Origin of the sequence: Bradyrhizobium sp. 139 (assembly GCF_023074175.1) — a bacterium.
Taxonomy (GTDB): domain Bacteria; phylum Pseudomonadota; class Alphaproteobacteria; order Rhizobiales; family Xanthobacteraceae; genus Bradyrhizobium.
This window is the reverse complement of sequence record NZ_JADPKS010000107.1, coordinates 209,999-233,094: the sequence shown is the minus strand read 5'-3', so window position 1 is coordinate 233,094 and position 23,096 is coordinate 209,999. Positions and strand designations below refer to the sequence as shown.

General features: G+C 63.9%; 25 protein-coding genes, 1 tRNA gene and 2 pseudogenes. 17 read left to right on the top strand and 11 right to left on the bottom strand.

Features of this window, described 5'->3' with window-relative positions; translation table 11 throughout:
- The first annotated feature begins 7 nt into the window (after positions 1-7).
- From IVA80_RS25205 to IVA80_RS25190, 4 genes are all read left to right on the top strand, one after another.
- Positions 8-961, top strand: a complete 954-nt coding sequence (locus IVA80_RS25205) for a dihydrodipicolinate synthase family protein (protein WP_247436809.1) — start codon at positions 8-10, stop codon at positions 959-961.
- Between the two features lie 4 nt (positions 962-965).
- A complete protein-coding gene (locus tag IVA80_RS25200) occupies positions 966-1,760 on the top strand; it encodes an NUDIX domain-containing protein (protein ID WP_247436806.1) in 795 nt (264 codons plus the stop codon).
- A 77-nt stretch (positions 1,761-1,837) separates the two neighbouring features.
- The gene (locus tag IVA80_RS25195; RefSeq protein ID WP_247436803.1) at positions 1,838-2,752 is read left to right on the top strand and encodes a DMT family transporter; all 915 of its coding nucleotides are present in this window, start codon (positions 1,838-1,840) and stop codon (positions 2,750-2,752) included.
- A 123-nt stretch (positions 2,753-2,875) separates the two neighbouring features.
- Positions 2,876-5,563, top strand: coding sequence for a PAS domain S-box protein (locus tag IVA80_RS25190; protein WP_247436800.1), 2,688 nt, complete (start codon positions 2,876-2,878; stop codon positions 5,561-5,563).
- On the opposite strand, the gene IVA80_RS25185 is transcribed toward IVA80_RS25190, so the two are convergent.
- Positions 5,564-5,917, bottom strand: a complete 354-nt coding sequence (locus IVA80_RS25185) for a GrlR family regulatory protein (RefSeq protein WP_346348017.1) — start codon at positions 5,915-5,917, stop codon at positions 5,564-5,566.
- 256 nt (positions 5,918-6,173) lie between these two features.
- Here IVA80_RS25185 and IVA80_RS25180 point away from each other — a divergent pair, with 256 nt between their 5' ends.
- Positions 6,174-6,665 carry a hypothetical protein gene (locus tag IVA80_RS25180; protein ID WP_247436794.1) on the top strand — a complete coding sequence of 164 codons (492 nt, stop codon included), beginning with the start codon at positions 6,174-6,176 and terminating at the stop codon, positions 6,663-6,665.
- 50 nt (positions 6,666-6,715) lie between these two features.
- Here the strand turns inward: IVA80_RS25180 and IVA80_RS25175 are convergent, their stop codons facing one another.
- Positions 6,716-7,102, bottom strand: coding sequence for a VOC family protein (locus IVA80_RS25175; RefSeq protein WP_247436791.1), 387 nt, complete (start codon positions 7,100-7,102; stop codon positions 6,716-6,718).
- 180 nt (positions 7,103-7,282) lie between these two features.
- Between IVA80_RS25175 and IVA80_RS25170 the strand changes: the two genes are divergently transcribed.
- The 3 genes from IVA80_RS25170 to IVA80_RS25160 all read left to right on the top strand — a co-directional run bounded on the left by IVA80_RS25170 (position 7,283) and on the right by IVA80_RS25160 (position 8,792).
- Positions 7,283-7,870, top strand: coding sequence for a hypothetical protein (locus IVA80_RS25170; RefSeq protein WP_247436786.1), 588 nt, complete (start codon positions 7,283-7,285; stop codon positions 7,868-7,870).
- 161 nt (positions 7,871-8,031) lie between these two features.
- Positions 8,032-8,565: a hypothetical protein gene (locus IVA80_RS25165; protein WP_247436784.1), complete on the top strand. Its 534-nt coding sequence runs from the start codon at positions 8,032-8,034 to the stop codon at positions 8,563-8,565.
- Between the two features lie 150 nt (positions 8,566-8,715).
- Positions 8,716-8,792 (top strand) — tRNA-Arg (locus IVA80_RS25160).
- 308 nt (positions 8,793-9,100) lie between these two features.
- On the opposite strand, the gene IVA80_RS25155 is transcribed toward IVA80_RS25160, so the two are convergent.
- On the bottom strand, positions 9,101-10,045 hold the full coding sequence (locus IVA80_RS25155; protein WP_247436781.1) for a helix-turn-helix domain-containing protein: 945 nt from the start codon (positions 10,043-10,045) through the stop codon (positions 9,101-9,103).
- Between the two features lie 456 nt (positions 10,046-10,501).
- Positions 10,502-10,795 carry a hypothetical protein gene (locus IVA80_RS25150; RefSeq protein ID WP_247436778.1) on the bottom strand — a complete coding sequence of 98 codons (294 nt, stop codon included), beginning with the start codon at positions 10,793-10,795 and terminating at the stop codon, positions 10,502-10,504.
- Here IVA80_RS25150 and IVA80_RS25145 point away from each other — a divergent pair.
- Together IVA80_RS25145 and IVA80_RS25140 are read left to right on the top strand one after the other, a co-directional pair.
- Positions 10,710-10,910: a hypothetical protein gene (locus IVA80_RS25145; protein ID WP_247437104.1), complete on the top strand. Its 201-nt coding sequence runs from the start codon at positions 10,710-10,712 to the stop codon at positions 10,908-10,910. The two genes, IVA80_RS25150 and IVA80_RS25145, sit on opposite strands and share 86 nt — an antisense overlap.
- A 198-nt stretch (positions 10,911-11,108) precedes the next feature.
- Positions 11,109-11,421, top strand: a pseudogene (locus IVA80_RS25140) (host attachment protein).
- Positions 11,422-11,452: 31 nt separating this feature from the next.
- Here the strand turns inward: IVA80_RS25140 and IVA80_RS25135 are convergent.
- Positions 11,453-11,716 (bottom strand): hypothetical protein, encoded by a 264-nt coding sequence (locus IVA80_RS25135; RefSeq protein WP_247436775.1) that lies wholly within the window; start codon positions 11,714-11,716, stop codon positions 11,453-11,455.
- 302 nt (positions 11,717-12,018) lie between these two features.
- Between IVA80_RS25135 and IVA80_RS25130 the strand changes: the two genes are divergently transcribed.
- The 3 genes from IVA80_RS25130 to IVA80_RS25120 all read left to right on the top strand — a co-directional run bounded on the left by IVA80_RS25130 (position 12,019) and on the right by IVA80_RS25120 (position 14,286).
- Positions 12,019-12,465 carry a hypothetical protein gene (locus tag IVA80_RS25130; protein ID WP_247436771.1) on the top strand — a complete coding sequence of 149 codons (447 nt, stop codon included), beginning with the start codon at positions 12,019-12,021 and terminating at the stop codon, positions 12,463-12,465.
- 107 nt (positions 12,466-12,572) lie between these two features.
- Complete coding sequence (locus IVA80_RS25125) at positions 12,573-13,445, top strand: DMT family transporter (RefSeq protein WP_247436768.1); 873 nt, start codon at positions 12,573-12,575, stop codon at positions 13,443-13,445.
- Positions 13,446-13,542: 97 nt separating this feature from the next.
- Positions 13,543-14,286 (top strand): hypothetical protein, encoded by a 744-nt coding sequence (locus IVA80_RS25120; RefSeq protein WP_247436765.1) that lies wholly within the window; start codon positions 13,543-13,545, stop codon positions 14,284-14,286.
- Between the two features lie 76 nt (positions 14,287-14,362).
- Here the strand turns inward: IVA80_RS25120 and IVA80_RS25115 are convergent, their stop codons facing one another.
- Entirely contained in the window at positions 14,363-14,653 is a 291-nt protein-coding gene (locus IVA80_RS25115) for a histone (protein WP_247436763.1), read from the bottom strand.
- Positions 14,654-15,021: 368 nt separating this feature from the next.
- Entirely contained in the window at positions 15,022-15,681 is a 660-nt protein-coding gene (locus tag IVA80_RS25110) for a peroxiredoxin (protein ID WP_247436761.1), read from the bottom strand.
- Between the two features lie 381 nt (positions 15,682-16,062).
- Between IVA80_RS25110 and IVA80_RS25105 the strand changes: the two genes are divergently transcribed.
- Complete coding sequence (locus tag IVA80_RS25105) at positions 16,063-16,635, top strand: hypothetical protein (RefSeq protein WP_247436759.1); 573 nt, start codon at positions 16,063-16,065, stop codon at positions 16,633-16,635.
- Positions 16,636-16,739: 104 nt separating this feature from the next.
- On the opposite strand, the gene IVA80_RS25100 is transcribed toward IVA80_RS25105, so the two are convergent.
- Both IVA80_RS25100 and IVA80_RS25095 read right to left on the bottom strand, forming a co-directional pair.
- Entirely contained in the window at positions 16,740-18,593 is a 1,854-nt protein-coding gene (locus tag IVA80_RS25100; protein ID WP_247436756.1) for a nucleotide pyrophosphatase/phosphodiesterase family protein, read from the bottom strand.
- A 302-nt stretch (positions 18,594-18,895) separates the two neighbouring features.
- A complete protein-coding gene (locus tag IVA80_RS25095) occupies positions 18,896-19,177 on the bottom strand; it encodes a hypothetical protein (protein WP_247436754.1) in 282 nt (93 codons plus the stop codon).
- 284 nt (positions 19,178-19,461) lie between these two features.
- Between IVA80_RS25095 and IVA80_RS25090 the strand changes: the two genes are divergently transcribed.
- The gene (locus tag IVA80_RS25090) at positions 19,462-19,932 is read left to right on the top strand and encodes a hypothetical protein (protein WP_247436751.1); all 471 of its coding nucleotides are present in this window, start codon (positions 19,462-19,464) and stop codon (positions 19,930-19,932) included.
- A gap of 18 nt (positions 19,933-19,950) precedes the next feature.
- Here IVA80_RS25090 and IVA80_RS25085 read toward each other — a convergent pair whose 3' ends face one another.
- Complete coding sequence (locus IVA80_RS25085; protein WP_247437086.1) at positions 19,951-20,790, bottom strand: GNAT family N-acetyltransferase; 840 nt, start codon at positions 20,788-20,790, stop codon at positions 19,951-19,953.
- Between the two features lie 100 nt (positions 20,791-20,890).
- Here IVA80_RS25085 and IVA80_RS25080 point away from each other — a divergent pair, with 100 nt between their 5' ends.
- Positions 20,891-21,595, top strand: a complete 705-nt coding sequence (locus IVA80_RS25080) for an SDR family oxidoreductase (protein WP_247436749.1) — start codon at positions 20,891-20,893, stop codon at positions 21,593-21,595.
- An 11-nt stretch (positions 21,596-21,606) separates the two neighbouring features.
- Positions 21,607-21,924 (top strand): annotated as a pseudogene (locus IVA80_RS38675) (outer membrane beta-barrel protein); the annotation flags it as partial.
- Between the two features lie 81 nt (positions 21,925-22,005).
- On the opposite strand, the gene IVA80_RS25070 reads toward IVA80_RS38675, so the two are convergent.
- Positions 22,006-23,061, bottom strand: a complete 1,056-nt coding sequence (locus IVA80_RS25070; protein ID WP_247437084.1) for a serine hydrolase — start codon at positions 23,059-23,061, stop codon at positions 22,006-22,008.
- Between the last annotated feature and the right edge of the window lie 35 nt (positions 23,062-23,096).

The window sequence follows — 23,096 nt, the reverse complement described above, 5'->3', positions numbered from 1 at the left end:
AAAGACGATGAAACTTACCGCCGACGCCAAAGGCACTTTCGCAATCGCGCCGACGCCGTTCCACGACGACGGCCGGATCGACGAGCGCTCGATCGACCGCCTGACGGATTTCTACGAGGAGGTCGGCTGCGACGGCGTCACGGTGCTGGGCATCCTCGGTGAGGCGCCGAAGCTCGATGCGGCCGAGGCCGAGCAGGTGGCGGTGCGCTTCGTCAAGCGCGCCAAAAAGATGCAGGTGATCGTCGGCGTCTCCGCGCCCGGCTTTGCCACCATGCGCTCGCTGGCGAAGGCCTCGATGGACGCGGGCGCGGCCGGCGTCATGATCGCGCCGCCGCCGTCGCTTCGCACCGACGATCAGATCATCGGCTATTTCAAGCAGGCGGCCGAGGCCATCGGCCCCGACGTGCCCTGGGTGCTTCAGGATTATCCGCTGACCTTGTCTGTGGTGTTCACGCCTGCGGTGATCCGCAAGATAGTCACCGACAATCCGAACTGCGTGATGCTCAAGCACGAGGACTGGCCAGGGCTGGAAAAGATTTCGACGCTGCGCAGTTCTCAGAAAGACGGCTCGCTGCGGCCGCTTTCGATCCTCTGTGGCAATGGCGGGCTGTTCCTCGATTTCGAGATGGAGCGCGGCGCCGACGGTGCCATGACCGGCTATGCCTTCCCGGAGCTTCTCATCGACGTCGTGCGGCTGTCGAAGGACGGCAAGCGCGACGCCGCGCACGATTTGTTCGACGCCCATCTGCCGCTGATCCGCTACGAGCAGCAGCCCGGCGCGGGCCTTGCCGTGCGCAAATACGTGCTGCAGAAGCGCGGCATCATCGCCTCCAGCGCTCAGCGCAAGCCGGGCGCGACCATTACGCCGGCGGCGAAGACGGAGGTCGACTATCTCCTGTCGCGCGTCGCCCGTGTCGACAAGCGCGCCAATCTTGGCCCGCAATCGAGCGCCGCAGGTTAGTCGAATGGCCGAGACCGCCGCATCACGCCCAGCCTCGACGATCCTCCTGCTGCGCGATGGCGCAAAGGAAGTCGAGGTGTTTATGATGGTCCGCCATCATCAGATCGAGTTCAACTCGGGCGCATTGGTGTTTCCGGGCGGCAGCGTCGATGCCGGCGACAAGGAGATCGTCGCCCGCTCCGACCTCTATTCGGGCGGCGAGGGCTTAAGCGAAGCGGACCGCGGTTTTCGAATCGCCGCGATCCGCGAGACCTTTGAGGAGAGCGGCATCCTGCTGGCGCGGGCGAAGGACTCGGGCGCACCGATCGACGCCAAGCGCGCTGGCGAGATCGCGGACAAGCACCGCGTTGCGCTCAACGAGCACAAGATCAGCTTCCTGAGCGTCCTGGCCGACAACGGCCTCCAACTCGCGCTCGATACGCTGGTGCCCTACGCGCACTGGATCACACCGGAGGGCATGCCGAAGCGTTTCGACACCTGGTTCTTTCTCGCCGCCGCACCGCCCGACCAGCTCGGCGCCCATGACGGGCGGGAGTCGACCGATTCGATCTGGCTGTCGCCGCGCGAGGCGGTGGAGGGCGGAGAGAGCGGTCGTTTCAAGCTGCCGTTCCCGACCACACGCAACCTGATCCGGCTCGCCAAGCAGGGCAGCGTGAGCGCCGCGCTGGAGCACGCCCGCGGCCTGTCGGTCGTCACGGTGATGCCGGTCATGACGAAGACTGAGAGCGGCCGCCAACTCCGCATCCCTCGCGAAGCCGGCTATGACGGCGAGGTGTTCGAGGTCGGGGCAGTCGGTTAAGACACTTCGACACTCAACGAAGTATCGGCGAGCGCGGCCGCGCTAGGTTCCGTCCCCGACAAGGGACGGAACGCACTATGGACAACCGGCAGGACACCAACATCGCCGTCGAGCTGGGGCTGCTGGTCGCACTCGCGACGCTCTGGGGCGGCTCCTACACCTTTATCAAGCTCGGCGTCGCAACCATTCCGCCGATCACGCTGATCGCGGCACGGACCACGATTGCGGGCCTGCTGCTGCTCGTCGTCATGTGGGTGCGCGGCATCAGGATGCCGATGGACAGGGCGACATGGCAGCGTTTTGCGTTCCAGGCCGTGCTCAACAGCGTCATCCCCTGGACGCTGATCGCCTGGGGCGAGCGCCATGTCGATGCCGCGCTCGCCACCATTCTCAACTCGGCCGGCCCGATCTTCACCTTCCTGCTCACGGCAGTCCTCACCCGCCACGAGGCCACCACACCGCGAAAGCTGGTCGGCGTGATCGCTGGAATGGCGGGCATTTGTCTGATCATCGGCATCGACGCCTTCCATGGCATCGGCAGCGGCCTCCTCGCGGAGGCCGCCATCGTCGCCGCCACCATCTGCTACGCCTGCGCCGCGATCTTCGGCCGCGGCTTCAAGGGGCTCGATCCCATGGCGCCGGCGGCCGGTTCTCTGCTTGCAGGCGCGGCCGTGCTGATCCCGGCTTCGCTGGTGGTCGAGCAGCCATGGACGCTGTCGCCCTCGCTGGCCTCCGTGCTGGCGCTGCTCGCGCTCGCCGTGTTTTCGACTGCGGCGGCGTTCGCGATCTACTTCCGCCTGATCCAGACCTTGGGCTCGGTCGGCACCACCGCGCAGGCGTATCTGCGCGTGCCCATCGGGGTTGCCATCAGCGTCGCCTTGCTCGGCGAGACCCTGAGCCGGACCGCCTGGATCGGGCTGGCCTGCGTCGTCCTCGGCGTTGCCGCCATGACGATCCCGGCCCGGTGGCGGGCCAGCGTCAAAACGTCATAATCGGAGGGGAGAAGGGCGGCGGGCCCCCAATATTAAGGATTTTCCGCGGGCCAAGGCATGTTCCCCCGGGGCCGCAATACGTCGTATATTGGGCCTCCAATAGCCCCGGTCCTCAAAGCCCCAATGTCCGCCGAATTGACGCCGACCCCTGAGAAAAAGCGAACATTCTCGCTCTCCATCGGCCAGCTCACCTTCGGCAGCTTCCTGTTGGTGCTGGCGGTGATCATCGTCACCTCGACCGCGAGCGTGATCGCGATCCGGCACATCGACACGACCTTCGCCGAGTTGCAGCGGCTCCAGAGCGTCGGTGACCTCGCCGAGGACATCGACCGCCGCATGAATGAGCTGCGCCTTGCGGCGCGCGACTTCGTCACCGATCCCGGCGCCGGCATCCAGTTCAAGCAGGTGGGCGAGGCGGCTTCGACGCTCAGCGATATCCTGAAGAAGACCCGCATCGAGCTTGCGCCCGAGCAGCAGGACATGATCGACGGGGTCACCGAGCGCCTTGCGACCTATCGCAATGGTCTCGAGCGGATCTCGACGCTGATCGACCGCCGCGCCCAGCTGCTCGCCGGCCTGCCGCCGCTGCGCGACCGGTTCGACGTGGCCGTCGGAGCCACGGCGGACCGCGAGCTCGCCTCCCGCCTGTCGGAGGCGCAGAGCCGGATCGCGCTCGGGCTGCTCGCGCGCAACCCGTCCGCGGCCGAGCAGGCTGCGGCGGGGATGCGGACGATCGACATCGCGGACGCCAGGCTGAAGACGGCCGTGAACGACTATGCCGAGGCCATCATCGCGGTCGCAGTCCGGGAGCGGCAGATCGCCGATATCGACCGTGAGGTGCTGGGCACCGAGGGCCGCCTGATCGGCCGCGTCACGGAATTGCTGCGCGAGGTCAGCGCCAGGCGCGGTCACGTGCTGTCGCGCGATTTCGCCCGCACGCTGACAGAGGCGCGGTGGCAAAGCATCGTGCTCGGCTCCACCGGCGTGCTGATCGGCATTCTCGCGGCGGGCTTCGTGGTGCGGCGGACGGTCCGGCCGCTCGCCCAGATCGCAAGATCGATCCGCGCGCTCGCGGCGGGCGAGAAGAACACCTCGATCCCGTCGGCCGACCTCGACAACGAAATCGGCGACATCGCGCGCGCGGCCGAAGTGTTTCGCCGCGCTCTGGAGGAGGCCGACACGGCGCGCGAGGCTGCAGTGCGGGCGCTGACCGAGCAGCGCCTCGCCGAAGAGAGCTACCGGAAACTGTTCGAAGGCTCGGTCGACGGCATCTACGTGACGACGCCGGCCGGTGATCTCCTCAACGCCAATCCGGCGCTGGCGCGGATGATGGGCTATGACAGCCCGCAGCAGCTCATCGACAGCATCAACGACATCGCCCACACCATCTACGTCCACCCCGAGGCGCGCGTCGAATATCAGCGGCTGATGACGCGCGACGGCATGGTGCGCGAATTCGAGTACCAGGTGCGCCAGCGCAGCGGCAACATCCTCTGGCTCTCCGACAGCGCCACCGGCGTGCGGGACGAGGCGGGCAACATCGTCCGCTACGAGGGCACGCTGCGCGACATCACCGACCAGAAGAGAGCGGAAGACGCCATCGCCGAAGGCCGGCGCCTGCTCCAGCAGGTCATCGACACCGTGCCGGCGGTCATCAACGTCAAGGACCCCGAGCTGCGCTACGTTCTGATGAATCGCTACATGGCCGGCATCTTCGGCATCGAGCCCGGCGATGCGCTCGGCCGCACCACGGCGGATCTCATGTCGCGCTACGGCGCGGCCAAGACCGACGAGAACGACAAGCGGGTGCTCAAGCTTCGAAAAGGACTCGGCTTCTACGAAGAGGAGTACAAGGACTCCTCCGGCAACATGCGGCAATGGCTGGTCAACAAGCTGCCGCTGCTCGATGCCGAGGGCGAGATCGAGCGGATCGTCACGGTGGCGCTCGACATCGGCGAGCGCAAGCGCGGCGAGCAGGAGATGCGCAAAGCCAAGGAATCCGCCGAGACCGCGCTGCGAAACCTGCGCGAGACCCAGGCCTCGCTAATCGAGGCAGAGAAGCTCGCTGCCCTTGGACGGCTCGTCGCCGGTGTCGCGCACGAGGTCAACAATCCCGTCGGTATCAGTCTCACGGTCGCATCGGCGCTGGAGCGCAAGACCGCGATGTTCACCGCCGAAGTCGATCGCGGCGAGCTCCGTCGCTCCACGCTGAACGACTTTCTCAACACCAGCCGCGATGCGTCCTCGCAGCTCGTCTCCAATCTGAACCGCGCCGCCGAGCTGATCCAGTCGTTCAAGCAGGTCGCGGCCGACCGCAACTATTCGGACCAGCGCAGCTTCGATCTCGGCGACCTCACGGAGCAGGTGGTGATGAGCCTGCGGCCTGGCCTGCGCAAACACAATCTGACCCTCAACGTCGAGTGCCAGCCGAGCCTGACCATGAACAGCTATCCCGGCCCCTATGGCCAGGTGCTGACCAATCTGTTTCTCAATTCGGTGGCGCACGCCTTCCCGGACGGACGGCCGGGGATCATCGACATCCAGGTGCGCGAGTCCGGCAAGGACAGCGTCGAGATCATCTTCTCCGACAATGGCTGCGGCATGTCGCTCGACGTCCGCCGCCGCGCCTTCGATCCGTTCTTCACGACGCGGCGCGATCAGGGCGGCACCGGTCTCGGCCTGCACATCGTCTACAGCATCGTCACCAACCGCCTCGGCGGGCGGCTCGATCTCGATTCCGGGCCGGGCAGCGGCACCCGCATCCAGATCATCCTGCCGCGCACGGCGCCGCTCGAGCAGGCTGCGGAATAGTTAGTCGACTTCTGCGAGCTTCTGCAGGGTGGCGTTGAAAATCAGGCTGGCCTTGCCGACGAGCGCTGTTCCCGTCATCTCCGCGCGGGTATCCGTGTAGGTGCCGCTGACACCGACGCCGACGGGCGCTGGACCGCCGAACAGCGGATTGTCGTCGCCCCGAGGCGAGGTGTGCCGTTGCACCAGCACCTCGCCTTTGAAGGTGTTGTTGTCCTTCACCACGTAGCTGCCGGTGTAATAGAGGTAAGCATCGCCGCCAAGAATCTTGCCGTCGCGAAAAAGAATCACGCCGCTGCCCTTGCCGATTCGACCGTCGAGCAGGTTTACGTGAATCGAATAGAGGCCGTTCTTCATAACGTCCCACAGGCCGGCCGCCATCGCCCAATGGCGTAGCCGGTCGAACTTTATGCCAAAGCGCGTTCCCGCGCGCAACGCGGCAGTTTGCCGGACGGCCGTGCGAGCCTGCCGCCGCGCCGTAGTTGTCCCGGCTTGTCCATGACACCACGATGGCGGCCTGATCATGACGCGAGGCCATCGGTGCGAATCAAGTTGGCCCGCGAAATGCATAGCCATTGTTGCACTGGCTGCGGGGTGCTGGAGCAAGACAAACGTGAGCAACTGGATCGATTCCGGCGGCGATGAGCCGCATCTGTACAGTGTGCGTCCCACGATTTGCGAAACACAACGGCAGACTGGCGCGACACGCTGGCGAAGCGCGGCGAGCCTTGCTTGCGCCTTGGCCTTGATCGCACTCGCAGCCCCCTTCGGGCACGCGCGCGACCGCGGCCAATTCGTCAACACCAATGCCGATTTGAAGGCGTGGTTCGACGGCCTGCGCAGCGGCAAGGGGCCTTGCTGCTCCGATGCCGACGGCTCGGCGCTCTCGGACACCGACTGGGAGAGCAAAGACGGACACTATCGTGTCCGCGTCCCGCGCTATGACTATGCGATCGACGGCAAGCAGCAGGAGCTCGTCTGGGTCGACGTGCCCGAGGAAGCCGTCATCGCGGAGCCGAACCGGGTCGGGCGCACCATGGTCTGGCCGATCTACGGCTACGCGGGCGTCGCGATCCGCTGCTTTATGCCCGGCAGCATGACTTAGCCGGGCGACAGCACGCCCGGCTTGTCGTCGACGTCAGATGCGGCGTCGCGTCAGGTATATTTCCTGTCGCGCTCGAGCAGCTCGATGGAGATGCCTTCGGGACCGCGGATGAAGCAGATGCGCACGCCGGGCCGGATCGTGGTCGGCTCGCGCGTGAAGGTGACGCCCTTTGCCTTGATCTCGGCCGCGACGGCGTCGATGTCCTTCACGGTGAGACCGAAATGATCGAGGCCCTGATGCGGGTGCGGCGGCGGCGGGTTGACGGCGTTGTCGCCCTCGAGCGGCGCGATGAAAATTTTTGCGCCGCCGAGATTCACGTCGATTCGTCCCGGTGCGCGCGCGATCTCGCCACCGAGGACGTCCCGCAGCCAGGCCGCCGTGGCCTCCGGATCGGGGCTGCGCAGATGGACGTGATCCCAAGTGACGACGACTGGCATTTCATTTTCTCCCAACGGGGTCTTAGATGTTGCAACGCATGTTAGCGGCCCCGGCCGCTGATCGCCACCGTCCCCGTCGATTCGCAGCAGCACGGGAACCTTAGTTCGTCTCCCGGATTAAGGTAAGCAGTGGCCGAGGCTGTCGTCGAACGAGCTTCGGCCGCGATCGGTGATGCAATCATGAACGCCAGGTTTGACCGGATCGGATTGGGACGTTTCGCCGGGAGCGGCGAGCGCCTGGCGCGGGCCGTGACGATCGCCAGCGTCTCGTTTGGCCGAAGCCTGCTCTGGCTGCTGGCGGCGATCATCGTCGGCTGCGGAGTCTGGATGCTGCTGCCGCTCTCCAAAGGCAACAGCGCCGAGCCGGTGAAGTCTGGCCCGGTGAAGTCTGATGTGGCCGCGATCGAACCCGCACCACCGGGCAATGCCGCGGCGGCGGTTTCGCCGATTGCCGAAGCCCAGGCTCCAGCTGCGGCAGAACTCGATCGCCTCAAAATCTCATCGCAGACCTGGCGCCGCGGCGGGCTCGGCTCGAAGGCGCTGGTGACGTTCACGCTGCGAAACGACAATGACTATGCCGTAAAGGATCTGGAGATCGTCTGCGCGTTCACGCGGCGTGATGGCAGTCATCTCACTGACCGCAGCCGCGTGCTTGCCGACACGGTAACGATGAAAAGCCGCAAGACCTTTGCGCGTATCCCCGTCGGCTTCATCAACGTTAACGGCGATCAGGCGAAGTGTTCGCTGGTCGCTGCGCAGCGCACATAATGGACGGCATTTTCCGGTAGCGGAAAAGTTACTGCCCTGGGGTCTTGGCCCAAAAACTTGGGTTGCCATTTGAACCAAGGGCCGGGTGCAGGAACCAATTAGAAAGTCGCCTGTTTAAGGCGAAGAGTCCACGCGGGGATGCGTGGGGCGGAGCGCGGCCAATGCCCATTTTTCGGTACTTCGTTTTTGTCGGTGGAGCCTTGCTCGCACTGCTGTTCGCGGCGGATTACGTTCTGCCATCGCAACCGGTCGCACAGGCCATTGCCACCGCAAGCAACGATCAGCCCCTGATCCGGATCCGGTCCGATCGCCATTTGCCTGAGCGTGTCGTGCTCGACACCAGCCAGCCGACGATTGCCGCACCCGCTGTGACGACCGCCGCGGTCGTTGCGCCTCAGCCGCCGGTGCAGGCGAGCATGTCGCCGGCTTTGGCCGAGCTGTCGGCCAAGACGCGGGTGCGCGAGACCTTCGCCCAGTTTACGCCGGCCCCAAAGGCCGATGCCGCTGCGGCCAGGAAGACCGAGACCAAGCTGCAAGTCCAAGCGCAGGCTCCACTTCCTCAGGCCCAGACTCCCCAGATCCAGAATCAGCCCAAGCGCAAGGTGGCGAGGACCCATCCGGCGCCGCAGCAGGCCCGGCCGATGATGCTGGTGGCGCAGCAGCCTCATTTCGGTCTCTTCAACACGACCTGGTGAAAGCGCTTCTGACCGCCTCGATGATGGCAGGGAGGGCTTTTTATTGGTCAGTCTCTCTGCTAATTCGAACCGATCCGAACGTCGCCGGGTGTGCTGGCTTGCCAGTAGCGGTCCGGCGCTTCTCGGTTGCGGCCCAATACCCGGGCCGGGGCGCTCGTAGCTCAGCTGGATAGAGCATCGGATTTCGATTCCGAGGGCCGGAGGTTCGAATCCTTCCGAGCGCGCCAAACTGTGTCCAGAGCCGAGGTCCGGCCGACGCAATCCGCGAGTCCCCTCTATTTATCCTGGATCTTCAGTGCATTCGGACCGAGGTTGATCTGGAGGCCGTCGGGCTGCTTTTTTTCGCCTGATAGAGATTGTGCGGCTGTGGACAATCTTTTCCCTGAACCACTTCATTGACGGCGAGAAAAACCCCGCGTGTGGGATGCGCGGGGTGCTTCCTGTTCGGACTTGGTAGCGTGGTTCGAAGGAACTTGTTCCACCGCGGCCCGACGCGCGAGCCCAAGGTCGGGCAATCGGCGCTACGCCTTTGATGTCAGCTTGCCCGTGCCAGCGTGTCGGAGGGCGCTTCGTGGAAGGTTGCGCGGTAGGCAGCGGCAAACTCGCCGAGGTGATGAAATCCCTGGGCGCGTGCGCATGTGGCAACTGTCGCGCCGCCGCCCTTGAGGAGCCGCGAGCGTGTGGCCCACAGCCGCTTCAGGCGGATGTATTGATGCGGGCTCATGCCGCGCACCTTGCTCACCGCGCCGCCGAGCGTCCGGACCGAGACGCCGAATTCGCCGGCCAGATCGGCCGTATAGATCGGAGCGGTCGGATAGGCTGCGACGTAATCGTCGATCTGCTGCACCAGCCTGGCCGATCGCACGCCCGCATTCGGGGCGCTACGATCAGATGACGGGTCAATTTGAAACAGGTCGTCCAAGGCGAGCAGCAGGCCCTCCTGGAGGTGCGCGGCGACCTCTGTGGTTTCGAACATGTGCGGCTCTACGGACGCGGTCCGCAGGATGTCGAGAACAAGTTGACGCGCGTAGAGCTGCGCCACGGGATCTGCGATGCAAACCCGCAATGCATCGGCGCGATCGAACCAGCCGCGATCCCTGAGCGCGGGGGAGAACGCGATCAGCGCGTGGTAATTGGTCTGATGCTCGACGAAATGGCAATGATGATTGCCGCGCAAGGCGATGAAAAGGCGCGAGTCGAGATCTATCCCGCTCGAACTGGCCCGCAGATCGTCATTCATCGGCAGGATCACCATGCCGCCCGGTGCGCGATAGGCGGTATCGAGAATCCGCGCAAACGACCGCGCCACGATGATCCGGCACCCCGGCAGATTCACGACCGCGCGCGCCGCGGCGAAATTGGCAACGTCGAGCGGAATGCTGCGGGCATCTTCCATCGACTCGGCCGGCCGAAACGCGTCGACATCGGCAAACCGGATCAACTGGAGAGCGGAGGAGGGGGCGAGAGCGTCAAAGAACATGGCGTCTGCCGGATGCTGCAATGTGACAATTAAATGAACGTCGTTAACATCGCCATCAATGGCGAAACATCACGATTCAGTAAACCGGATTCCGGGCAGTAGTATTGCGGACATCATGCCAAGAGGCGGGCTAGATCGATGTCACCGTCAACGGTCTCGGCTCATCGGTTGGCCGGTGGTGAGGTCGATGAAATGGAGCCGCGTGCAGGCCGGACAGGCAAAGGGCTCAAGGCTCCGCCGTTCAAGCCTGGCTGCTTCTCAAGGTGCGTCTGCACATTCATGCCCGTCTGGGGGTATTGGAAAACGAAGAAATCCGCCATCAACGCAGAATGACGGGCAGTGCGGATTTCATTCTTGATCCAGATCAATTTTGGAATGGCTCCAGGCCAACCGCGACCGCGCATCGCAGTACATGATCCCGCAAAAGCGAAGGGGCCCCGAGGGCCCCTCCAGAAATCACCAGCGGCGATAGCCGTAATTGCGTGGTCCGTAAACGCGTGGTCCGTAAACGCGCGGGCCATAATATCGGGGGCCGTAGTACGGCCGCGGCCCGTAATACCCATAGTAGTTCGGGCGCCAGAAACAGCGTCCCCAGGCGTCGCAGACCATGCGGACCTGCTCGACGTCGGAGACCTGCGGCGCCGCAGGCGCGGGCGCGATGGGCATGGCGGACGCCGCCGGCGATGCCGCCAAGGCACCGAACAAGGCACCGCACAAGGATGCGGCGGCGAGGCCAATCTTGGGATTCATGATGTCGTCCTCCGCTTACGCAATACAGGATACCGAAGTTGTTCTGATCAAATTGTGGCGGAGCGGAAATGTACTGCTGATGAACGAATCTTCGGCCAGTTCGCCGCAGGCCTGACCTTTAGCTCCGTCAGACCGTCCCAGGTTCGCGCGCGTGACCAATGCTGCGCTTGCGTTGGCGGGGCCCCGCAGGACATCGTCGCCATGCTTGATCCTGCGCAATTCGCCGGCACGGTTTCGTCCCTGGTCTTGCCGCTGCGGCCAGCCTTTCGAGGAATTCGAAGAGCAGGCCAGCGAGGTTGCTTGGAACTGTGCAATGGACAAGATGAGAATAGACAAGGGTGACTGGCTGGTCGTGTGCGACGGGCGCAAGGCGCTTATTCTGGAAAATCTCGGCAACGAGATGTTTCCGAACCTCCACACCCGCCGGCCGGCTCGACGCGGCCATCAGCGCGGGCAAGACCTCGGCGCTGACGATGGTGGCCTCACCGCGCGCGCTCCGCATCATCCGCGCCGATTATTCGGACGTGGTACGCAAGGCGCTCCAAGGCGAGGTCGGCAAGGACCTCGTCAAGCTGCCGGTCTACGAGATCGAGAAGCAATTCCTGCTGTCGGGCGCCGCCAAATAGCTGCACCCCGCAAGAGGGCGCGGGGCCCCCCTCAGTAGCAGGGGTGCCGGCGGCGGTCCTGGCCGACATAGGCCGCTGCGCTCTGATAGCAGTGGTTGGTCGACGGGCCATCGTAAAAGGCGAAGGTCCCGGGGGCGATGCCGGGGCCGTAATTGTGCACATAGCTGATCGGGTAGGGCAGCGGGTTGGCGTAGGAGCGGTGGTACCGGTGATGTCCCCGCGCCTCCGCAAGGCTGGGGGCGAGGATTGCGGCCGACAGGGCAACAACCGCGGCTACAAGCTTCAACGTGCTCATTTCGATTCTCCGGAACCCGCGCGAATAGGTCAGGTCTTTATAGCCATTTCGGGCCGCCGGGACACCCGTCCGGGGCCCGGAAATTGGGGCCAATCCCGCAGATTCCCGGGTGGGTGTGACAGAATTGCCGGAGGTGGGTCGAAGGCTGCCCATTTTTGGCCTTTTCGGGATGCTTAACGAATTCCCCACACAAGTATGGCCAAAGAGAATTCGCTAAAGAATCCTGTCGCCGGCCCCAAGGATCAACCCTGCGGGTCCCTCGAGGCCGGTCCATTCCTGAAGGCTTTCGCCATCACGCCGCCATGCGCATCACGCCTTTGAGCCTGCTGTTGCTCTCCGTCGCCGCCGCCGCGCCGGCGCGCGCCGAGCTGCACATCACCCGCGACCACGGCGGCTACGTCGAGGAGTACAAGACCAAATACAAGCGCGTCCGCGAGAAGGGTGAGCGCGTCATCATCGACGGTATCTGCAACTCGGCCTGCACCCTGGTGCTTGGCATGGTGCCGATGAACAAGATCTGCGTAACGCCGCGCGCCAGCCTCGGCTTTCACCAAGCCTATTACGACAAGGCCTTCACCTTCGGCATCAAGGTCACCAGCGCGGAGGGGACGTCCGATCTGATGTCCTATTATCCCGACAAGGTGAAGGACTGGATTCGCCGCAATGGCGGGCTGACCACCGACATGAAGAAGATCAAGAACGGGGTCGAGCTCTGGAAGATCATCGACCCCTGCCCGGACGAATGGTGAGCGGCTGAGCTGAACCGCCGCCGTCTGTCGCAGCGCAGCATCGCCAAGGCGAAACTCGCCGAAATTCGCATTGCCGCATAGGCCCCGGTGGGGCAATGAGGGCGGCAATGAGCCATAATCAAGAAGCCCTGACCGCCCGCGCCGCGCCGATCCTGTTCGTCGTGCTCTGGAGCACCGGATTCATCGGCACCAAATACGTCATCAACAACGCGGATCCCTTGACCTATCTTGCCATTCGCATGGCGATCGTGGTCGGCCTGATGGCGATCATCGCAGGCATTGCGCAACCGAAATGGCCGGACCGCATTGACATCGCGCACAGCGCTGTTGCCGGCATCCTCGTCCATGGCTTCTATCTCGGCGGCACTGCGATTGCGATCGCGCATTCGATCCCTGCCGGGCTCTCCGCTCTGATTCCGGGCCTTCAGCCGATCCTGACCTCGACTATCGCCAACCGCTGGCTTGGCGAGAAGGTGACGCCGGTGCAATGGGCGGGGCTCGTGCTTGGGCTCGGCGGCGTGGTGCTGATCCTGCACGGCCGTCCGATGACCGGCGAAGCCGGGCTCGGCTGGCTGGCCTCGGTGGTCGCGCTGATCAGCATCACGCTCGGCACGCTCTACCAGCGCCGCTACTGCAACCACATTGACTGGCGCGCCGGCAATCTCGTGCAATATGTGGCCGTCACCGCCTTCTTCGCGGCCGGCGCCTTCCTGTTCGAGGACCGCGTCGTGCACTGGACGCGGGAGTTCGTGCTCGCGCTTGGCTGGCTCGCCGTAGCGCTCTCGATCGGATCGATCGGACTGCTGTATTGGCTGATCCGCCACGCTGCGGCGACCTCGGTTGCGACCCTGTTCTATCTGGTGCCCGCTGTCACCGCGCTGATGGCCTATCTGCTGTTCGGGGAGAAGCTCGATGCGCTGGCGATCGCCGGCATGGCGATGTGCGCGGCGGCGGTATTCGTCGTCAACCGGCGTGTCTAGACGTACAGCGCGGGGCGTTGGAATACATCCCTGCCGTGTGCGGCGCATTCGTGTTAGGCTGAACGCATTTCAGCTTCCCTTTTGCACGGTGATTTCCATGAAGAAGGCGAGACGTGCGCTGCTCGGCAGGTCCCTAAAGCCGGTCCGGATTGCCTGCATCAACTACACGGAGGAGACGATCAGCGGCCGCATGATGAGCAAGCTCACCGCGGCGCTGCAGAAATGCTACGACAAGCATTTCCTGCCGGTGTGGGGCTATCCGGTCGATCTCTATGTCACCAGGAAGCCGAAGGCCACCGACTGGCAGCTGGTCTATTTCGACGATGCCTCGCACAAGAACATGCTTGGTCGCCACGAGCTGACCCATCGCGGCCAGCCGATCTCGAAGATCTTCGTCAAGGCGCTCGGCGAGGAGCCGGTCAGCGTAGCGGCCTCGCACGAGTTGTTCGAGATGGTGCTCGACCCCATGGCCAATCTCTGGGCCGACAAGAATCCCAACACTCAATATGCCTATGAGATGTGCGATGCCGTGGAGGAGGATTCCTTCGTCGTCGCCCGCTTTGAGATGTCGAACTTCGTCTATCCATCCTGGTTCGAACCGTTCGAGCATCCCCAGGGCACCAAGTTCGACCACAAGGGGACGCTGAAGGCACCGTTCTCGATGACCGAGGGCGGCTACGTCATCAAGAAGGTCAATGGCAGGAAGGTGATCAAGGCCTTCGGCTCGCCCGAGAAGCGACGGCGCTTCAATGCTGAGGACCGGCGCGGCCATCGCAGCGAATTTCGCGATCCGCAGGGCGAGCACCATCCGGGCCGGCGCGCATCCAGGCGGCGAGGATGAGGATAAGGAGTCTTGCCGCATACCTCCGGGCACGCCGACGCCCGGAGGCTTGCTCTGGCCTATCCTTCGGCTGAGATCAGCGCTTGGCCTTCTTGGCCTTTTTCTTTTTCGCGGCTTTCTTCGGAGCTTTCTTTGGAGCTTTTTTGGCGGTCTTCTTGGCCGCCTTCTTCGACGACTTCTTGGCCGCCTTTTTCGAAGTCTTCTTGGCTTTCTTCTTGGAAGCCTTCTTCGGCGCTGCTTTCTTCGTGACCTTCTTGGCGGCTTTCCTCACCTTCTTGACGGCGGTGACCGCGGCTTCCTTGGTCGCTTCCACGGCGGTGGTGATCGTGTCCATCGCCTGTTCGATGATCGGCTTCTCGTCGTCCATATCGTCCCCCACGGTTTGTATGGAGCGACAACGATAGCCGGTTTCAAAATTGTGTCAAAGCAACGCTCAACCTTTGCGATCTTTGCGTGGGCGGCGAGGAAGGAGAATGGCGGCCGCGCCCGCCAAGGAGTGCGAGCGAGACGGGTGAGACCTCGAGCCGGATGTTTGCCTCTGCCCAGGCGCTGTCAGGCGAGAGCCTGCATCCGAAGTCCGAGGTCGACGGCTTCCTGGACCGCGTGCACGCGGCCTGAGGGCTCCAATATAGTCATTCCTGGGCGCCGCGAAGCACCATTCCCTGGTACGCAATTGCGCACCAGGGAATCTCGATTTTCCGAGTCGATGCTGCCTCGCCCGAAACAACGGTTTGATTATTTGGGTTGCGGCACGATCCGGATGTAGGGCTTCGGTTCCTTCCAGCCCTGCGGATAGATCGTCTTCGCCTCGTCGTTGGACACCGAGCCGGCGATGATGACGTCGTCGCCCTGCGACCAGTCGGCCGGCGTCGCGACGCGATGCTTGGCGGTGAGCTGGAGCGAGTCGATGACGCGCAGGATCTCCTGAAAATTCCGACCCGTGGTCATCGGATAGACCAGCACCAGCTTGATCTTCTTGTCCGGCCCGATGATGAAGACGTTGCGGACGGTCTGGTTGTCGGCCGGCGTGCGGGTGAGGGGATCGCCCGAGGTCGAGGCCGGCAGCATGCCGTAGAGCTTCGAGACGTTGAAGTCGGTGTCGCCGATCATCGGATAGTTCGGAGCCGCGCCTTGCGTCTCCTTGATGTCCTCCGACCATTTGGAATGGCGGTCGACCGGATCGACCGAGAGGCCCATCAGCTTGACGCCGCGCTTGTCGAATTCCGGCTTCAGCTTCGCGAGCGCGCCGAGCTCGGTCGTACAAACCGGCGTGAAGTCCTTGGGGTGCGAGAAAAGGAGCGCCCAGCTATTGTCGATCCAGTCGTGGAACTTGATCTTCCCTTCGGTGGTCTCGGCTTCGAAGTCGGGGGCGGTAACGCCGATCGGAAGTGTCATGGTTCTACCTCATCACATTGAATTTACTCGGGAATTCATCTCTGGCCGTCGCCGTTAGTATAGGGTTTCCCCGATCCTAAGTGAACCGGCTCAAGTAAAATGTGAATTCCTTCTCTGAAGGCCCAATATCTTAGCACCTTTCTGTTACAGCCGCGCCTGCAGCGAAACATCTCCACCGGAGCCACACGGTCTCGATCGCCCCGATAAAGCCGTTTATGACCCACATCACACTGGCCCGACGCTTGATGGAACCAAAACGGTTCTGATAGCGACCAATTGGCAACCATCAAGAAAAGTCGCGAACCCCGTATCGAATCATTAACCACCCCTTTACGCCCGCATGAAAATGCTGGTCGATCAGAAGAAATCTGGAAGTGAACTATGTCTGCCGCTGCGCATAAGTCTGCTGAGTCGCCGTCGCTCGAACCGTCCTGCCGCGATACCGCGGCCCATGCACTCACTGTGGTGCGCGACGGCGTGATCACGGGCGAAGGCCCGACCACTAAGGGCCGGGTCCACTTTTCCCGTTCGCTCGATACCGATGACACCGCCTGGTGCACGCGCATCCTGACCGCCACGGCCGTCAACGACCAGCCGGTCAGCCGGGCCGAAGCCGAAGCGCTGTTCGAGATCAACGAGGCCGCGACCGAGCGTACCGATGGCGGCCGGTTCGACGATCTGCTGGCCAAGGCGGTTGCCCATTATGCCGCGAGCGCCTCGGGCCTGAAGGTGCCGCCGCGCAGCGTCGCGCTGTCGGCAGAGTCCGACATCGAGAGCTGGGCGCCGTCGTACGCCTCCAAGGTCAATAGCGAGATGCTGGAGTGGATTGCCGGCCAGATGCGCGGCAAGCGCCAGAACAACCGTCGCCTGATGGCGATGGTGGCGACCTTCCTGGGCGCCACCGCAATGCCTCTGGCAGGCCAATTGCCGAACGTGTTCGACATCGGCATGTAAGATTCTGGGCATGTAAGATTCTGGGCATGTAAGATTTTGGGCATGTAAGATTTGGGTACTCGAGATTATCGCGCCCCTTGCGAGGCGCGATAGAAAGCGGCGGGTTATTTCACCGCCGTTTTTTGTTTGCCGGCGTCCGGATCCAGCCCGAGCGTGCGGCCGGGGAAGCCCGCGGCGTCGAAATAGCGCTGGTTGCCGACGCGCTGGACGTTGAGCACGGTCTGAAGGCCGTTCTCGGACTTCTTGGACTTCTCGACCGCCTTGTACGCCTTCGGCACGATGCCATTGGGCAGCGCCTCCGACATCACGCGGCCGACGAGGCTGCCGTTCTGCGCGCCGCGCAGCCCGAGCAATTGGGCCGCCGTCATGCCGACGTCGGCATTGCTAACCGGCAGCTCGTTGACGAAGCCGGCTTTGAAGTCCGGACCGATCGCGGCCATGAAGTTCATGGTGTCGCCGCGGCTGAAGCTGCCATGCATGCCCTGGCCCTGGCGCAGCACGGTGTCGGCGACCTGCACCGAGCAGTTGGTCGGTGCCTCGCCGCAATCACTGGCATAGGAGCGGAAGTTGACGACGATCGCCGGCGTCGGCGTCGCTGCCTTGCCGCGCAAATTGATGCTCGACAGCGGCAGCGTGCCCGGGAAGCGGCCGAGCGAGTCCTCGACGAACAGGCCGGAGACGTAGTCCTGCTCGAGCAGGACCTTGATGGTTTTTGCCGCCAGCTTCTTGTCCTTGTTCGGCAGATAGATCAGGTCCGAGCCACCATTGGTGGCAACGACGAGATCGGGCTTCTCCGGATCCTTGCCGAGCACTCCGTTGCCGGCCTTGGGATGCTTATGGCCTTCGATCTTTGCATTCTTGTCGTTGGGATCGAACAGCGGCAGGTCGAGCGCCTTGGCGAGATCGAGCGCCAGAAAGCCCATCGGCAAAAAGTCCTTCGGTGTGTCGTCATAGCTGACTTTCGCCGAGGGGCTGGTCTTGCTTTCCTTGGAGATCGTCGAGAAGCCGTGGTCGGCCTGGACCATGATGTTGGTGCTGGCAGCGAGCCCGAGCTCGTCGAGCGCCTTGCGGAGCTGGGCGAGGTTGTCATCGGCATTCTTGATGCCGGCCATCGAGGTCGGCCCGTTGATGCCGGGCTTGATCTGATTGAGGCTGTCGCCGGTGTTGTGCTGGCTGCCATCGGGATCGCGCGACCAGAACACCAGCACGAAGGGCTTGTTGCGCGCCTTGAACATCGGCAGCACGACCTTGGCCGCGACGTCGGCGAAATAGGCCTGCTGGGCGACGTTGGCGACCACCGTGCCCGGCGTCTTGGCGTCACCCGCCTTGGAATTGTCGCCGCGCGGCGGCGTGGCGAGGGGCAGGCCGGCCTTGGTCAGCGTCGCCTTCACCTCGTCCGACAGCGCCACGCCGTTCTTGCCGCCGGTGGCATCGTCGAACACGACCGAATGCAGGCCGGCCTTTTCGGGCTTGTCAGTGTGGTCGAACTGATAGGTCGGGCCATGTTTACCCAGCGCGGCGGTGCTGAATCCCTTGTCTCGGGCCAACTTGAGGATGGTTTCCTCATTGAGATAGTCGCCCTTGAAATGCTCGTCGATGTCGCCGAGCACGGCGTCGTTCTCAATGAAGGGGACCACGGTGTTGCCGGCTGGGACGGAGGTGTAATTGGTCCAGATCGTGTTGGAGAACACGCCGGTGTCGCCGAGATAATGGCCGGTCGACATTGCCGAGCCGTTGGCCATGGTGAAGGTCGGGAAGAGCGAGTGCGGGTTCTTGAAATTGACGCCCTTGTCACGGATCTCGGCCATCGCCGGCGCCGTCTCGGGCGTCACCTTCAGCGCGCGCAGGCCGTCGGGAATGAAGAGGATCAGGTTACGCGGCGTGTTGTTCTGGGCGCAGGCAAGTCCGGTGGACAGGACTGTCAGTCCGGCGGACAGCAACACCAGTGAACGGCGCATCAAAATCTCCCTGCGGTGAGGCGGCAATGGCCGCGACCGCGGCCCCGTCCATCGTTTAGTTTTGCTGTATGACAGTCTTGTTACAAGACTCAAGGAGCATGCAGAAGGGACGGGGAGATGGCCAGGCGTCCACGGATTCGTCTTGCTCGATGTGCGTCCGGGGACGATCTTGGCTATCGCACTCAAGTGCATGTGGCGGAGGGTGGGGGACAGTGGCGCTGCTTCAGCTTGCAATGCGCCGCCGCAAAAGAAAAGACCCGCCGGTCGACGGACCGGCGGGTCTTGTAGCGAAACTGAGGGCGCTACCAGCGATAGCTGCCGGTCAGCGTGCCGTTGTTGTTGCCGTCAGGGCCGACATCGCCCTGCGTCGAACTCGGTGTCGGATGGTTGGAGCCGTTCAGCGCACCGTAAGGTCCGGCGACATCAGGATAGTAGGCGCGCGGCTGAACCGGTTCGTAAGCAGGGGCGGTGCGGTCCCATCCCACGCGCGGTCCGTTCCAGTCATAGCCCTGGGCTGAGGCCGCTGCGGTGCCTGCGACGAGTGATGCCGTGATCAGGCAGAGGAGTTTTGACTTGTTTTGCATATGGGATGCTCCTTGCTTGTGTCGGGGCCAACGACTGCAATGGGGAAGCGTTCCGGACGCACTCGCCTGGGCGCGATCAACTCCGATCAACTGGTTATGAGCCTACGTTCCACGGAACGAATGCCTCGGACGGGCGGGGGACATCGCGCGTCTTGCCACACCATGTTCTCGATTAGTCCCGTGCCTTAACCAACAATTAATTATAGGTTTGCAGGGGGCTGACAGCCCGGCCTAGCGTGCCGCGGGGAGCCGCAATCGTGAAGCGAAACGAGTTGGTGCGTATCATGATGTCCAGATCACATGGCAGATCACTTGGCAGATCATTTGGGGCCTTGTTCGCCTCGCTCAGCGCAGCCGCGCTGCTTCTTGCCCCCAGCGAGAGTTTTGGACGGCCCGGCGGCACCGCCGCGCATGGGCTGGCCGCCGCGCCTTCCGGCGCGGTGGCGCGTCCGCCGATCGCGCCGGGTGCCCGGTTCCGCGGCCGTAACACGCCGTGGGTCTACTGGCCGGGCGGCGGCGGGTTCTTCTACGACAACGCAGGCTACAGCCAGCCTTTTATCGATGTCGGGCAGCCGCTCTCCAGCGACGTGCGTTACACCTATACGTATGACGTTCCCTGGGACTGGACCCATCGCTTCCCGCCGAACGTGGTGCCGTCGGACCGGCCCTATGTGCCGAGTTGCCCGACGGAGCAGGTGACGGTGCCCGGCCGCGGCGGCGGCGAGCACACCGTCAACATCATGCGCTGCTACTGAGCGGCGTATTCCGCTTAGCTAGCCCAGCTCAAAGCTGGTCACGCCGAAGACGCGGTCGATCCGCAGCGGCGGGATCGGGCCTGTATACATCCGCGCTGTCTCGAACACGGGCCTGAGCCCGAGCGATTCCGCGAGCGCGATCGCCTCGCGATTGACGGCGGGGACGTCGAGGAAGATTTCGCCGGCACCTGCGCTTGCCAGCAGGGCCTGCGCGATCGCTTCCGCCGCCCCGCGGTCGTCGGCGACAAGCGGGCCGATCTTGTGGCCGGTCCGGCAGGGCCGGATCACGCCCCAAGCGGCGAGCTTGCCGTCGCGCAGCAGCGCGCGGCCGAGATGGCCGGGCGTGTTGATCCAGGCGCGCAGGAAGGCGCCGCGCGCGGCTGGGAAGACGGTAGCGTCGTCGGCTTCAACGGGCGCGAACGGGATCGTGTCGAGCGCGACGACGTCGGCGGGTTTCGGCGGCGCGGCGACGTTGCCGCCGTAGCGGATATTGGCGTAGGCAAGTTTGAAGCCCGATTTCCTGTAATTGTCCTGTTGCGCCACGACGCCGTCGAGCCCGATCACGCGGGCGCCCGCATGTGCGATCGCGGCGTTCCAGATGCGCAGGCCGTGGCCCGCGCCGCGAAAGCCTGAGCGCACGATGTAGAAGCCGAGAAAGGCGAAGCGATCATCGTAATTGACGCAGGAGACGGTTGCGACCGGCTCGCCGTCGATCTCGCCGACGAAGAAGCCTCTTGCGTCCGGGATCGCGAAACAGGCGGCATCGCCGCGGCCCGGATTCCAGCCCTCGGCCGCGGCCCAGTCGCCGGCGATGGTAATCTCCTCGGGGCTCAAGTTGCGGATATGCAAATCGCTCATCATGGATGCCTTCGGCGGTGGACCTGCCGGCAGGTCCGGCGGTAGAAGGCCTCATGATAGGCCGGGCCAGCGGCCCGCCTCAACACAGGGATGATCGGCCATGGCAGCAGAGAAGGTCGCACTTGTCACCGCCGGCGGCAGCGGCATGGGGGCAGGGGCTGCGCGGCGGCTTGCGGCGGACGGCTTTCGCGTCGCGATCCTGTCGTCCTCCGGCAAGGGCGAGGCGCTGGCAGCCGAACTCGGCGGGTTAGGGGTCACCGGCTCCAACAAGTCGAACGACGATCTGAAGCGGCTCGTCGACGGGGCAATGGCCAAATGGGGACGCATCGACGTGCTCGTCAACAGCGCGGGTCATGGGCCCCGCGCGCCGATCACGGAGATCACCGACGAGCAATGGCACACCGGCCTCGACACTTATCTGCTCAACGTGATCCGTCCGACACGGCTGGTGACGCCGGTGATGCAGGCGCAGAAGACCGGCGCCATCATCAACATCTCGACTGCCTGGGCGTTCGAGCCGAGCGCGACGTTTCCGACCTCTGCGGTGTTCCGCGCGGGCCTTGCCGCCTTCACGAAAATCTTCACCGACACCCATGCCGCCGACAACATCCGCATGAACAACGTGCTGCCCGGCTGGATCGACAGCCTGCCGCAGACCGATGCGCGGCGCGACAGTGTGCCGATGAAGCGCTACGGCAAGGTCGACGAAATCGCGGCGACGGTCGCATTCCTGGCGTCCGATGGCGCGGCCTACATCACCGGCCAGAACATCCGCGTCGATGGCGGACTAACGCGCTCGGTGTGAGGCGCGCAGAGTCGGCGATCGCCGAGGTCAGAGGCAATTTCAACTTCACCGACACGTTCTTCGCGGCGACGGAGTCGGCTGCGATCCGCGATACGCGCCTCGGCTGGGCCGCAGGTGTCGGCGCCGTATATGCCTTCGGCGGTGGCTGGTCGCTCAAGGCCGAATATCTCTATGTCGATCTCGGCCGCAGCACCGCGACCAGCACCGATCTGGTCAGCGGCGCAACGCAATATCCGAGCAACGTCTACACGCACTCCGTCGATATCAAGTTGAACATCGTGCGCGTCGGCGTGAACTACAAGTTCGGCGGACCGGTCGTCGCCACGCACGGATGGTGCACTGAATATCCCGTTCCGGTCCTGCATGGAAAGCCCCGGCTCAGCCATGGCTTTCTGTTTCGAAGGGACGCCTCAGTGCGAGGCCACGAGTTTCGCCAGGGTCGGCAGGATTCTGTAACGGGCGATCTCGTGCGGATATTCGCCGCGATTGGCGAGCAGCACGATGCCGATCCGCCGTGCCGGCATGAGGCCAACATAGCCGGAAGCGTTGTTGAGACCGCCCGGCTTGTCGACGACGCTGACGCCGGGGAGATGCACTGTCTCCCAGGACATGCCTTGTCCGAACTTGTCATCGACGCGGAAGGCCTCGTGCTGCGTCATCCGCAGGGCTTCGCGCAAATGTGGGTCGATCGACCGCCCATCGACGCAGGCCGATACGAAAGCCGAAAGATCCCGTGCGGAAGAAAACATCTGGCCGGTGCCGGGAAAATCAAAGTAGCTCTGCTGGTTGCCGGGTGGGCCGATCGCCATGCCCTGATCCGAATAACCCTGGACCACGCGCTGCATCCAGGCCTCGTCCATGACGGCGCGGTTGTCCTCGCTGCGCTCGGGCAGAGAGGTCGCACTCATGCCGATCGGCCCAAGGATGCGCTGCTCGATCAGGGTTGCGATGGGCGCGCCGTAGCAGCGCTCGAGCGCGAGCTGAAGCAGCACGTAACAGGCATGGCTGTAGACGCGCTGCCTGCCGGGCGCTTCGCCGGCCTGGGGCTTCCAGGCGTTGAACATGTCGATGAGCTGTGCCTGCGTGAAGGAGTCGTTCGGCCAGGGCGGATGGTCGGTCGAAAGCAGAATGCCCGACGTGTGCGTGGCGAGCTGGCCGACGGTGACGCGGCGGACATAGTCTCCGGTGAGCTCGGGCAGATATTTCGGCAGGCGGTCGTCGAGCCGCAATTCACCCCGGAGCGAGCCCAGCGCCACCAACGTCGCCTCGAATGGTTTGCGCAGGGAACCAAGGTTGAACAGCGTATCCGATGTGACCGGCCTTCGCGTGGCGTCGTCGGCAAAGCCGAAAGTGAAGAACTCGACATGGCGGCCGGCACAGAGCGCGGCGGCGAGGCCGCCCGGCTGGTCCCGGGTCGCGGTCGGTGCCAGCTCGTTGGCGACGATGTCGCGCATCTGCGCGATCATGTCGGAATCAGCTTTGGCCTTGCGCGGTCGCGCGA

What these genes read in the sequence shown, in the direction of transcription:
- IVA80_RS25110 (WP_247436761.1), bottom strand. Translation starts at nt 15,681, where the DNA reads ATGACACTTCCGATCGGCGTTACCGCCCCCGACTTCGAAGCCGAGACC.
- IVA80_RS25170 (WP_247436786.1), top strand. Translation starts at nt 7,283, where the DNA reads ATGAACGCCAGGTTTGACCGGATCGGATTGGGACGTTTCGCCGGGAGC.
- IVA80_RS25070 (WP_247437084.1), bottom strand. Translation starts at nt 23,061, where the DNA reads ATGATCGCGCAGATGCGCGACATCGTCGCCAACGAGCTGGCACCGACC.
- IVA80_RS25205 (WP_247436809.1), top strand. Translation starts at nt 8, where the DNA reads ATGAAACTTACCGCCGACGCCAAAGGCACTTTCGCAATCGCGCCGACG.
- IVA80_RS25085 (WP_247437086.1), bottom strand. Translation starts at nt 20,790, where the DNA reads ATGAGCGATTTGCATATCCGCAACTTGAGCCCCGAGGAGATTACCATC.
- IVA80_RS25120 (WP_247436765.1), top strand. Translation starts at nt 13,543, where the DNA reads ATGAAGAAGGCGAGACGTGCGCTGCTCGGCAGGTCCCTAAAGCCGGTC.
- IVA80_RS25105 (WP_247436759.1), top strand. Translation starts at nt 16,063, where the DNA reads ATGTCTGCCGCTGCGCATAAGTCTGCTGAGTCGCCGTCGCTCGAACCG.
- IVA80_RS25165 (WP_247436784.1), top strand. Translation starts at nt 8,032, where the DNA reads ATGCCCATTTTTCGGTACTTCGTTTTTGTCGGTGGAGCCTTGCTCGCA.
- IVA80_RS25175 (WP_247436791.1), bottom strand. Translation starts at nt 7,102, where the DNA reads ATGCCAGTCGTCGTCACTTGGGATCACGTCCATCTGCGCAGCCCCGAT.
- IVA80_RS25155 (WP_247436781.1), bottom strand. Translation starts at nt 10,045, where the DNA reads ATGTTCTTTGACGCTCTCGCCCCCTCCTCCGCTCTCCAGTTGATCCGG.
- IVA80_RS25090 (WP_247436751.1), top strand. Translation starts at nt 19,462, where the DNA reads ATGATGTCCAGATCACATGGCAGATCACTTGGCAGATCATTTGGGGCC.
- IVA80_RS25145 (WP_247437104.1), top strand. Translation starts at nt 10,710, where the DNA reads ATGGCGGACGCCGCCGGCGATGCCGCCAAGGCACCGAACAAGGCACCG.
- IVA80_RS25190 (WP_247436800.1), top strand. Translation starts at nt 2,876, where the DNA reads ATGTCCGCCGAATTGACGCCGACCCCTGAGAAAAAGCGAACATTCTCG.
- IVA80_RS25080 (WP_247436749.1), top strand. Translation starts at nt 20,891, where the DNA reads ATGGCAGCAGAGAAGGTCGCACTTGTCACCGCCGGCGGCAGCGGCATG.
- IVA80_RS25115 (WP_247436763.1), bottom strand. Translation starts at nt 14,653, where the DNA reads ATGGACGACGAGAAGCCGATCATCGAACAGGCGATGGACACGATCACC.
- IVA80_RS25135 (WP_247436775.1), bottom strand. Translation starts at nt 11,716, where the DNA reads ATGAGCACGTTGAAGCTTGTAGCCGCGGTTGTTGCCCTGTCGGCCGCA.
- IVA80_RS25185 (WP_346348017.1), bottom strand. Translation starts at nt 5,917, where the DNA reads ATGAAGAACGGCCTCTATTCGATTCACGTAAACCTGCTCGACGGTCGA.
- IVA80_RS25100 (WP_247436756.1), bottom strand. Translation starts at nt 18,593, where the DNA reads ATGCGCCGTTCACTGGTGTTGCTGTCCGCCGGACTGACAGTCCTGTCC.
- IVA80_RS25200 (WP_247436806.1), top strand. Translation starts at nt 966, where the DNA reads ATGGCCGAGACCGCCGCATCACGCCCAGCCTCGACGATCCTCCTGCTG.
- IVA80_RS25125 (WP_247436768.1), top strand. Translation starts at nt 12,573, where the DNA reads ATGAGCCATAATCAAGAAGCCCTGACCGCCCGCGCCGCGCCGATCCTG.
- IVA80_RS25150 (WP_247436778.1), bottom strand. Translation starts at nt 10,795, where the DNA reads ATGAATCCCAAGATTGGCCTCGCCGCCGCATCCTTGTGCGGTGCCTTG.
- IVA80_RS25095 (WP_247436754.1), bottom strand. Translation starts at nt 19,177, where the DNA reads ATGCAAAACAAGTCAAAACTCCTCTGCCTGATCACGGCATCACTCGTC.
- IVA80_RS25130 (WP_247436771.1), top strand. Translation starts at nt 12,019, where the DNA reads ATGCGCATCACGCCTTTGAGCCTGCTGTTGCTCTCCGTCGCCGCCGCC.
- IVA80_RS25195 (WP_247436803.1), top strand. Translation starts at nt 1,838, where the DNA reads ATGGACAACCGGCAGGACACCAACATCGCCGTCGAGCTGGGGCTGCTG.